We start from the raw sequence: 9,792 nt of genomic DNA on the forward strand, positions 1-9,792 counted from the left end.
TCAGTCCGCTCGCGCACAGGCGATTGAGGTGTAGCCCGGCACCGTGTCGGGGAGCCCTGCGAGCAGAACCGCCATTCTGGCCACATCGCGATTGTCCTCGCCTGCCTGGTTAGCGGCACCGAGAATGACCTCGTCGATGCGATCGACGGGCACGCCCGCGCGGCGGACGGCCTCGGCGACGACGATCCCGGCCAGGTCGTCGGGACGCACGGTCGACAGCGCACCGCCGTAACGTCCGTGCGGCGTGCGCGCGCCGGCCACGAGAAATACTTCGCCCACTGGAAATCTCCTTCGTACGGTTTCGTTTAGATAACCGAACATTCGGTCGTTTGGCAAGACCTGATGCCCATGGTGCTGTGGAATCGGCCGTCGGCTGAGAAGATGTGGACATGACAACCGCACGTGCGCCGCGCAAGACCGGACTGCCAGGCCGGCCGGGATACGACCTGGATTCCTTGTTGGCCGTGGCGGTCAAGGTCTTCAACGACCGTGGCTACGACGGCACCAGCATGGAAGTTCTGGCGAAGCGGCTCGGCATCACCAAGTCCTCGATCTACCACCACGTATCGGGCAAGTCGGAGCTTCTCGAACTGGCGCTCTCCAGGGCGCTCAACGCGCTCTTCGCGGTGACGACCGAGGATCGGGCGACCACCGGGCGGTACATCGACCGCCTCGAATACCTGGTGCGTCGCAGCGTGGACATCCTGTGTGCAGAGCTGCCCTACGTCACGCTGCTGCTGCGCGTGCGCGGCAACACCGACGTCGAGCGCCGTGCCCTCGCTCGTCGCCGCGAGTTCGATTCCTTCGTCACCGGGCTCGTGGTCGCCGCCGCCGAGGAGGGTGACCTGCGTCCAGGGGTGGATCCGGCGCTTGCATCGAAGCTGGTGTTCGGCACGGTCAACTCGCTCATCGAGTGGTACCGCCCGCGTACCGGTGGTTCGGTCGAAGAGTTGGCCGACGCCGTGGTGGCGCTGACATTCGACGGCCTGCGCCGCACGTAGGAGAGCGAGTCTTGACATCTCGGCGTTCGACGGCGATGGTAATTACCGACCGAACGTACGGTGAGATGGAGGCGTTGTGAGCAGACTTCTGGAAAGCTATGCCCAGGGAGCGTGGTATTCCGCGACCGACGAGGGAGCGCCGCTGCTGAGCGCCGTCGACGGCAGCGAGATCGCCCGGGTGTCGTCCAGCGGACTCGATATCGCAGGCATGATCGACTACGCCCGCACCGTCGGAGGGCCCGCGCTCGCGGCACTGACGTTCCACGAACGCGCTGCACTGCTCAAGCAATTGGGCCTGACACTGCTGGCCGGCAAGGAGGAGTTCTACCAACTCTCCCGGCACACCGGAGCCACCGTGCGAGATTCCGGTGTCGACATCGACGGCGGATTCGGAACCGTGCTGAGCTACGCGAGCAAGGCCCGACGCGAACTCCCCAACGAGACGGTCTATCTCGACGGTGCCATCGAGCATCTCGGCAAGAAGGGTACCTTCCTCGGTCAGCACATCTACACCTCCCGGCGCGGTGTCGCCGTGCAGATCAACGCCTTCAACTTCCCCGTCTGGGGCTTCCTCGAAAAGCTGGCACCCGCGTTCATCGCCGGTGTGCCGTCGATCGTCAAGCCCGCCAGCCAAACTGCATACCTCACCGAGCTGGTGTTCCGACGGATCATCGAGTCGGGCCTGCTGCCCGAGGGCTCGGTCCAGCTGCTCTGTGGCAGTGCCCGCGGTGTGCTCGACCACCTCGGCGGCCAGGACTCGGTGGCCTTCACCGGATCCGCCGACACCGCCGCGACCCTGCGCTCACACCCCAACGTCGTCGGCGAGGGACTGCACTTCACCGCCGAGGCCGACTCGCTGAACGCGTCCATCCTGGGTTTGGATGTGACACAGAGCGATCCGGAATTCGATCTGTTCGTCAAGGGCGTCTTCGCCGAGATGACCTCCAAGGCCGGGCAGAAGTGCACGGCAATTCGCCGTGTGCTGGTTCCGCAGGATTCGGTCGAGCCCGTCATCGAGCGCTCAAGGCCAAGCTCAAGAAGGTGGTCGTCGGTGATCCTGCCGACGAGGGTGTCACCATGGGTGCGCTGGCGAGCATCGAGCAGCGCGACGAGGTCCTCAAATCCATTCGCGGACTGACCAAGTCCGCCGCGGTGGTGTACGGCGACCCGGAGACGGTGGATTCGCGACCCGGTGCCTTCATGGCACCGGTCCTGTTGAAGGCCGGCGACAAGAGCGCATCCGAGCCGCACGAGATCGAGGCCTTCGGTCCCGTCTCGACCGTCATCGGATACGACAGCACCGCAGACCTATTCGATCTCGTAGCCCGCGGAAAGGGCTCCCTGGTTGCATCTCTGGTGACCAAGGACTCGGCCATCGCCCGCGAGATCGTGCTGGGCAGCGCTCCGTATCACGGCCGCATCCTGGTCCTGAACTCCGAGGATGCGAAGGAATCGACCGGCCACGGATCGCCGTTGCCGGTTCTGGTGCACGGCGGACCCGGCCGCGCAGGCGGTGGTGAAGAACTTGGCGGTATCCGCGGCGTCCTGCACCACATGCAGCGCACAGCAATTCAGGGAACTCCGGACGTTCTGACGGCCATCGGCAACAAGTGGGTCACCGGCGCGAAGCAGACGACCGGCGACGTCCATCCGTTCCGCAAGAACCTGGGCGAGCTGAAGCTGGGCGACACCATCGTCGGTGGGCCCCGACAGGTCACGCGTGCGGACATCGATCTTTTCGCCGAGTTCACCGGCGACACCTTCTATGCACATACCGATCCCGAAGCGGCAGCAGCTAATCCATTGTTCGGCGGGATCGTTGCGCACGGATACCTGGTGGTGTCGCTGGCAGCCGGACTGTTCGTCGATCCGGCTCCGGGTCCCGTCCTCGCGAACTTCGGCGTCGACAGCCTCCGCTTCCTGACTCCCGTCAAGGCCGAGGATTCGCTGACGGTGACGTTGACGGCCAAGCTCATCACCCCGCGTCAGAGTGCCGACTACGGCGAGGTGCGTTGGGACGCAGTGGTCGTCAACCAGGACGGCGATCCCGTAGCGACATACGACGTGCTGACTCTCGTCGCGAAGCCCGAGGTCGCATCATGAGCGTACGAGTAGCCGTCTGTTACGGAATGCCCGAGGACCCTGCCGCATTCGATCGTCACTACGCCGAGGTGCACGTGCCCCTCGCGCATGCAGTCCCCGGTCTGGTCGACTTCACCTGGGGCACGCTCGACTCACTCGACGATTCACCGCCGCCGTACTACGCGATCGCCAGCCTGTACTTCGCGGACGGGGCATCGCTGAAGGCAGGATTGGCCTCGCCCGAGATGACAGCGGCAGGCAAGGATCTCCGCAACTTCGCGACCGGAGGCGTCACGATGTTCACCCAGAACGAGCATTCGGTGTTGCAGCCGTGACCGATTCGCCTATCGCCCGCGAGATGTTCGAGGTCGACGAGGCGTCCCGCAAGCTCGGAATCGAACTGATCGAGCTGTCACCCGGGCACGCTCGGATGTCGATGGTCGTCACCGAGGACATGGTCAACGGGTACGCGATCACCCACGGCGGCTACGTTTTCCTGTTGGCGGACACCACGTTCGCGATGGCCTGTAACTCGCACGAGGACTCGGCCGTCGCGGCCCGCTGCGACATTCGTTACCTGCGTCCGACGAAGACCGGCGACGTCCTGGTCGCAGACGCCGTCGAACGCGCGAGGTTCGGCCGCAACGGTCTGTACGACGTGTCGGTGACGTGCCGAGACGAGCTGATCGCCGAATTCAGAGGCGACAGTCGCACCATAGCGCGCTAGGGGTGCAGCACGTGGAAGTACTGTGAATCGGTGACCACTGCAGACCTTTCGGCACTGGCAGACGCAACTGCCACGGCAGTGGGCGGCGCAGTGTCGGTGATGGATCCGCAGGGGTACGTCGTTGCATATTCGTCCGTTCCAGGGCAGCCGATAGACGACGTGCGGCGCGACGGGATTCTGGGCAAGCAGGTCCCGGCCCGCTACATGGTGCACCACATCGATCCGCTCTTTCGGGGAAGTTCGACGGTCCATGTGGTCGACGTTCCTGGCGCGCTACCGCGATTGGCAGTGGCCGTCTCGGCGGACGGTGAGTACCTCGGCTCGATCTGGTGCATCGTCTCCACGGCTCCGTCCGGCCCACCCGATCGCGGCGCGGTCACCGCGTTGACTCGCGCAGCCGCTGCTGCGGTGCCACTGCTCCTCGCTCGACGTCGTCCGGCCGAGCCCGGTAACCCCAGGGCGCGTGCGCTGTTGACCGATCCCGCCGTCGTCACCTCGCCCGGTAGCCGCTTCGCGGTAGTGGCAGCGAAGGTGGACTCGGCGCAACCGGAGACCCTGCTCGTACAGCTCGGGGGTCTGTTGGAACTCACGTTCGGCGACGATGCGGATTCCGGGTTCGTCGTCGACGATCACGTCGTGTTCTTCGTCGTGGCGAGGGACGACGACGGTGGTGTCGCCGAGGAGGCCGAGGATGTCCGACGGCGCGCGGAGGTGGCATTCGGTGTGCCGGTCACATTCGCGATCGGCGGCCCGCATGCGCGACCTTCGGTGGCGCGTAGCCACGCGCGCTGGGTGCTGGATGCGATCGAGAAGGGTTCGCACACCACGACATTCGAGGAGAGCCGGATACCGGTCACCCTGAACAGGGCGACCGACGCGCTCTCGGACGTGTCGCTCGCGATCCCGGCCGTCGAACGGATGCTCTCCTACGACGCTGCCGAAGGTACCGACTACGGCACGACGGTACTGGCGCTACTCGCTCACGAATCCAACGTCGCCGCAGCGTCGGCATCGCTGTATCTGCACGCCAACACCTTTCGCTACCGGCTGCGGCGGACGAAGGAACTCTTCGATCTCGATCTCGATGATCCCGATACCCGATTGCTCGTGTGGATGTCGCTCCGGCTCAGGGCCGGACGGTGAGCACCTTGCCTGGATTGAGCAGATAGTTCGGGTCCAGTAATTCCTTGATGCCACGCTGCAGTTCGGCTGCGACAGGATCGAGTTCGGTCTCGAGTAGATCGCGCTTGAGCAGACCGACGCCGTGCTCACCGGTGATGGTTCCGCCGAGTGAGAGTGCGAAGGCCGCGATCTCGTCGAACGCGCGGTGTGCCTTGGTCAACGACGCCGGATCGATGGGGTCGACGATGACCGTCGGATGAATGTTGCCGTCGCCGGCGTGGCCGACGACGCCGATGACGATGTCGATGCGCTCGGCGATGCGTCCGACCTCGTCGATCATTGCGGCCAGGTGCGAAATGGGAACGGACACATCGTCGACCAACGGTGAACCGAGACGCTCGAGTGCCGGGTACGCCAGTCGACGTGCTTGAACGAGTTGCTCCGACTCGACCTCGTCCTCGGCGACGGCCACGTCCACCGCGCCGGATTCGGTGCACAGCGCGGCGATGGCCTCGAGCTCCTGAACTGCACCGTCGCCGATGTCGGACTGCGCGATCAGCACTGCGGCGGCGTCGGTTCCGAAATCCATCCGCGCGTAGGCGTCGATTGCGGCGATGGTGGTGCGGTCCAACAGCTCGAGCAGGCTCGGGGTGATGCGCGCTGCGCGAATCCGCGACACTGCCTCTCCTGCAGCGACAGTGGACGGGAAGGTCGCAGCCATCGTGAGTGGTGTAGCGCTGGGGAAGTCGAGGCCGACGGTGGCCTCGGTGATGATGCCGAGGGTTCCCTCCGATCCGACGAACAAGTCCGCAAGAGACAGGCCCGCAACACCTTTGACAGTGCGGCGACCCACGAACGTCGCGCGGCCGTCGGCGAGTACGACACGCAGGCCACGCACGAACCGTGCTGTGACGCCGTACTTCACGCAGCAGAGCCCACCTGCGTTGGTGGCGATGTTGCCCCCGATGGTCGACGCCTCCCAGCTGGACGGATCAGGCAGATACGTCAGACCCTGTTTCCGAGCAGCGTCTTTCAGTTCCTTGTTCGTCACGCCGGGCTGCACGACGGCGACGCGGTTGACGACGTCGAGCTCGATGATCTTGTTCATGCGGCGGGTGTTGAGTGCGATGGCTCCGGCACTGGAATTTGCAGCACCCGCCAGGCCTGTCAGTGCGCCCTGTGGCACCACCGGAATGCGGTGTGCCGACGCGATGCTCATGATTGTCTGGACGTCCGACTCGGTGGTCGGTAGTACCGCGGCGAGCGGAAGGGTGGAATCGCAGAGGGCTGCCGCGTCACGTCGATAGCTTTCGAGGATGTCCGGGTCGGTCACCACCGCGTCGGAGCCGAGCGCGCGCGTCAGTTCGTCGAGGATCGGAGAGTCGAGCACGAGCGTCGACGATGGTGCGGTCATGAGTTCGAGTATGACCTTCCGTCACTGGCGGTGTCTGCGTTGTTTCGGACGAATACTCGCGCTTCGGTCGGTAGATTTCGACGAACTTGTAGGCGGCCATGCTCCCGATGGCCTGCGCCACCTTGACAAACCATCGTGTCGACGGTCACAGTGATTACCGACCGAATGGACGGTGAGTTATATCCGGTTTTCGGTCGCCGAGATTGTTCGTGTTCGATCCCTTTCACCCTGCCTCACGACACTCCGAATCGCCGCTCCTGTATCCGAGCGCCGGAGCCCGAACGAAACGAGACAAGTCGATGACAACACAGGTCGAGACGCCTACCGGGGTGTCGCGCGAGCATCGCCGCGCCGCGATGGCCAGCATGGTCGGAACCACGGTCGAGTGGTACGACTTCTTCATCTACGCGCAGGCAGCGTCGCTGATCTTCGCCCAATTGTTCTTCGCGCCCATGGGCTCGTCCGGACAGCTCGTCGCATACGTCACCATCGGCATCAGCTTCATCTTCCGGCCTCTCGGGGCAATCGTCGCGGGCTACTTCGGCGACAAGATCGGCCGCAAGAAGGTCCTCATCGCCACCCTCACCCTGATGGGTGCGGCCACCGTCGGCATGGGACTGCTGCCGACCTACGCCACCATCGGCATCTGGGCTCCGATCATTCTGATCGTGCTGCGCATCCTGCAGGGATTCTCCACCGGCGGCGAGTGGGGCGGGGCGGCGCTGATGGCCGTCGAGCACGCCCCGAAGGGCAAGCGTGGAATCTACGGTGCCGCAACCCAGATGGGTGTCCCGCTCGGCATGCTCATCGCGGTGGGAACTTTGGCTCTGTGCACCGGTCTGCTCAGCGAGGAGCAGTTCGAGGCCTGGGGCTGGCGCATCCCGTTCCTGATCAGCTTCGTGCTCATTCTCGTCGGCTTCTACATCCGCCGTCGCGTCGAGGAGACGCCGGTGTTCAAGGAGCTCTCGGAACGCAAGGAGCGCAACCACACTCCGGTCCGTTCGCTGTGGCGCACCAACAAGAAGCAGGTCATGCTCGCTGCGCTGTCGTTCATCGGCACCAACGGCAACGGCTACATCATCGTCGGCGGTTTCATCGTCGCGTACTCGACGCGTGAACACGGGTTGGCTCGCGTGGACGTGTTGGTGGCCAGCTTGTTCGCGGCCATCGTCTGGGGAGTGTTCACCCTCCTCGGCGCGCATCTGTCCGATCGCTACGCCCGAACCACCATCATGAACCTCGGTAACGCGGCAATGGTGTTGTGTGCCATCCCGTTCTTCTTGCTCGTCGACACCGGTGAATTGCACTGGATCTACGTGGCCCTCGGTCTCTTCGCCGTCGGACTCGGACTCTCCTACGGTCCGCAGCCGGCCCTGTACGCCGAGATGTTCCCGGCTGCAGTCCGATTCAGTGGTGCGTCCATCGGCTACGCCATCGGCACCGTGCTCGGTGGTGCTTTCGTGCCCACCATCTCGGAGGCACTGTTCAAGGGAACCGGCACCTCGATGTCGATCTCGATCTACCTGATGATCCTGGCGGCCATCTCCTTCGTGGCAACCTCGCGCATCAAGAATCGCAGGGACGAGGATCTGAACGTCTGACACACGTACGACGAAAGCCCCGAAACCATGGTGGTTTCGGGGCTTTCATCGTATGTGTACAAGACCGATCGCGACGGGTTCGGTGTGTGGGGCGACATCGAACAGCGCATAGACGGCTGTCAACCGATCGAGAATCTGATCGAGCCTGTCGATCAGAACCTCGGGGAGGTCGTCCAGCACACGAGAGAACGGTGGCCACACCGATGTCCTCCTTTCCGCTCACACGCAACACTGTAGGAAAGAGTGCCGATAGGTTCGCAGGGTGCAGCGATCCCGTGAGAGCGAGATGGACGAGTGCATCGATCGAATCCTTCTCCATGCCATGGTGAGCACGGATGGGCGATATTCGTTGCCGGTCCATGCAACGAACCCCCTGCCAAGACGATGGCAGGGGGTTCGGAAAGCACTGTCCGATCAGATTCCGGGGCTGACGGTGAGGGTGACTACCCGGTTGCGAGTCGCGAGATCCTCGCGATACGTGCCACCGGGGGAGTTGTCGATGATCTGTCCTCCGGCGGTGGCTGCGCCCAGAATGTGGCTGGGGGCTCCGAGGTCGCGCAGTCGGTCAGTACGGCTGCGGCGCGGGCGAGTTCGAGGTTGGTCCCCGGTTCGTCCTGGCCGGGAACGGTGGCGCTGTATCCGGTGGCGGTGATGACTGCGGTGGCAGGGCAAGCACGAAAACTATCCACTACCTGGTTGAGATGAGGGCCGACGGCGGGAAGCAGATCCGCACTGTTCGGCGAGAAGGCAAGATTGCTGTCGATGTCGATCTGACCGACGCAATGCGTCGCGATCCGGTCGAGAGTGACGGTCGGCGACGCGACCGTCGTGGTGGGTTCGAAGGTGCCGGCAGGGCCGTCGACGATGGTGCAGCTCGCGGCGTTCATACGCTCGCACAGGCGCGTGTAGAGCGTGGTCAAGGCATCCCTTGCCGCCGGTCCGGCGGCCTGCTGAGGACTGGTGACAGCGGGATAGCCGAGACCGGCGAAGGTGATGTTCTTGTCGGTCGCATCGGGCAAGTCCGCCTCGCCGACGGCGTCGGCGAGGGCGGTGGGCGCGGACATCCACGCACCAGCCGAGGTGAGGTCGAGCGGAGCGACGGTGGCGAATCCGCTGGTGGTGAGGATGACGGTGCCGCCGGGCTCGGTGCGCTGAAGGGCCTGGTCGAGGACACCTACGGGGTCCAGTCCAGGCATGCTGGCAGCGAGGTCACCTACGGTGTTGGCCAGTTCGGTGCTCTTGTCGGCGATCATCGCATCGCGGCGGACGCCGGGATTGGCTTCGACCTCGCTTCCGCGCATAGGGGTCAGATCGATCGTCGTCCTGGTGCCCGGGGCAACGATGGTGATCATGCCGTCTTCGGGGTAGCGGGCGCTGTCCGCATGCTCGGTAATCAGTTCGGTGATCGGTCCGGTGCTCGGAGCCGGCTCGTTGATGGAGGCGGTGTACGCCAGAGTCAGTCCAGGTCGAGCGGGCAGACTGCATCCCGTCAGTCCGCCGGCGATAATCGCTGCGATGACCGCGACAGCTACGACGACGACGGCAGGCGGGGTGGAACGAAACCGGGCGATGAAGGTGTGGAGGGACATGGTGTGCCTTTCAACGGGGGACGGGGACAACCTGGTCATGCGGTGAAGCCGAGACGCTTGAGCGGGGCCATCGAGTTACGCCAGCTCCGGTGATCGCTGGGTGTCCCGGCGAAGCAGGTAATGACCTGGTTGTTGTGAAAAACCAGAAGGTGCTGCCGTGAGGTGACGCGAGTGTCGTAACCGGCGTCGTTCAATCGACTGACAAGGCGGCGGATTTCCTTGCTCTGCATGTCGGTGTGTCCTTGGTGGTTGGGGC

At 64.3% G+C, this 9,792-nt stretch carries 9 protein-coding genes and 2 pseudogenes; 6 read left to right on the forward strand and 5 right to left on the reverse strand.

Features of this window, described 5'->3' with window-relative positions; all coding sequences use genetic code 11:
- Positions 1 to 279: pseudogene (locus tag RHBS_RS18570) on the reverse strand (3-oxoadipyl-CoA thiolase); the annotation flags it as partial.
- A gap of 110 nt (positions 280 to 389) precedes the next feature.
- On the opposite strand from RHBS_RS18570, the gene RHBS_RS18575 reads away from it, so the two are divergent.
- From RHBS_RS18575 to RHBS_RS18595, 5 genes and pseudogenes are all read left to right on the forward strand, one after another.
- Positions 390 to 1,001, forward strand: a complete 612-nt coding sequence (locus RHBS_RS18575) for a TetR/AcrR family transcriptional regulator (protein WP_128646201.1) — start codon at positions 390 to 392, stop codon at positions 999 to 1,001.
- A 76-nt stretch (positions 1,002 to 1,077) separates the two neighbouring features.
- Positions 1,078 to 3,104 (forward strand): annotated as a pseudogene (gene paaZ / locus RHBS_RS18580) (phenylacetic acid degradation bifunctional protein PaaZ).
- Entirely contained in the window at positions 3,101 to 3,418 is a 318-nt protein-coding gene (locus RHBS_RS18585; RefSeq protein WP_128646202.1) for an EthD family reductase, read from the forward strand. Before paaZ ends, RHBS_RS18585 begins: the two are co-directional and overlap by 4 nt.
- A gap of 23 nt (positions 3,419 to 3,441) precedes the next feature.
- Positions 3,442 to 3,810 carry a hydroxyphenylacetyl-CoA thioesterase PaaI gene (paaI, locus tag RHBS_RS18590; RefSeq protein ID WP_128646208.1) on the forward strand — a complete coding sequence of 123 codons (369 nt, stop codon included), beginning with the start codon at positions 3,442 to 3,444 and terminating at the stop codon, positions 3,808 to 3,810.
- A 30-nt stretch (positions 3,811 to 3,840) separates the two neighbouring features.
- Positions 3,841 to 4,953 carry a helix-turn-helix domain-containing protein gene (locus RHBS_RS18595; protein ID WP_128646203.1) on the forward strand — a complete coding sequence of 371 codons (1,113 nt, stop codon included), beginning with the start codon at positions 3,841 to 3,843 and terminating at the stop codon, positions 4,951 to 4,953.
- Here the strand turns inward: RHBS_RS18595 and RHBS_RS18600 are convergent.
- Positions 4,937 to 6,346: an FAD-binding oxidoreductase gene (locus RHBS_RS18600; RefSeq protein WP_128646204.1), complete on the reverse strand. Its 1,410-nt coding sequence runs from the start codon at positions 6,344 to 6,346 to the stop codon at positions 4,937 to 4,939. The genes RHBS_RS18595 and RHBS_RS18600 overlap by 17 nt on opposite strands.
- Before the next feature lie 299 nt (positions 6,347 to 6,645).
- On the opposite strand from RHBS_RS18600, the gene RHBS_RS18605 reads away from it, so the two are divergent.
- Positions 6,646 to 7,947, forward strand: a complete 1,302-nt coding sequence (locus tag RHBS_RS18605) for an MFS transporter (RefSeq protein WP_128646205.1) — start codon at positions 6,646 to 6,648, stop codon at positions 7,945 to 7,947.
- Between the two features lie 45 nt (positions 7,948 to 7,992).
- On the opposite strand, the gene RHBS_RS29120 is transcribed toward RHBS_RS18605, so the two are convergent.
- The 3 genes from RHBS_RS29120 to RHBS_RS18615 form a co-directional block, all read right to left on the reverse strand.
- Positions 7,993 to 8,148 carry a hypothetical protein gene (locus RHBS_RS29120; RefSeq protein WP_187298544.1) on the reverse strand — a complete coding sequence of 52 codons (156 nt, stop codon included), beginning with the start codon at positions 8,146 to 8,148 and terminating at the stop codon, positions 7,993 to 7,995.
- Positions 8,149 to 8,390: 242 nt separating this feature from the next.
- The gene (locus RHBS_RS18610; protein ID WP_128646206.1) at positions 8,391 to 9,536 is read right to left on the reverse strand and encodes a hypothetical protein; all 1,146 of its coding nucleotides are present in this window, start codon (positions 9,534 to 9,536) and stop codon (positions 8,391 to 8,393) included.
- Between the two features lie 35 nt (positions 9,537 to 9,571).
- Positions 9,572 to 9,792 (reverse strand): hypothetical protein (locus RHBS_RS18615; protein ID WP_236745391.1); only part of this gene is annotated, 221 nt, incomplete at its 5' end.

The sequence above is a fragment of the Rhodococcus sp. BS-15 genome (genome assembly GCF_000813105.1).
GTDB lineage: Bacteria > Actinomycetota > Actinomycetes > Mycobacteriales > Mycobacteriaceae > Rhodococcoides.

Coding starts and splice junctions, on each gene's coding strand:
- RHBS_RS18585 (WP_128646202.1), top strand. CDS start 3,101: ATGAGCGTACGAGTAGCCGTCTGTTACGGAATGCCCGAGGACCCTGCC.
- paaI (WP_128646208.1), top strand. CDS start 3,442: ATGTTCGAGGTCGACGAGGCGTCCCGCAAGCTCGGAATCGAACTGATC.
- RHBS_RS18600 (WP_128646204.1), bottom strand. CDS start 6,346: ATGACCGCACCATCGTCGACGCTCGTGCTCGACTCTCCGATCCTCGAC.
- RHBS_RS18605 (WP_128646205.1), top strand. CDS start 6,646: ATGACAACACAGGTCGAGACGCCTACCGGGGTGTCGCGCGAGCATCGC.
- RHBS_RS18610 (WP_128646206.1), bottom strand. CDS start 9,536: ATGTCCCTCCACACCTTCATCGCCCGGTTTCGTTCCACCCCGCCTGCC.
- RHBS_RS18575 (WP_128646201.1), top strand. CDS start 390: ATGACAACCGCACGTGCGCCGCGCAAGACCGGACTGCCAGGCCGGCCG.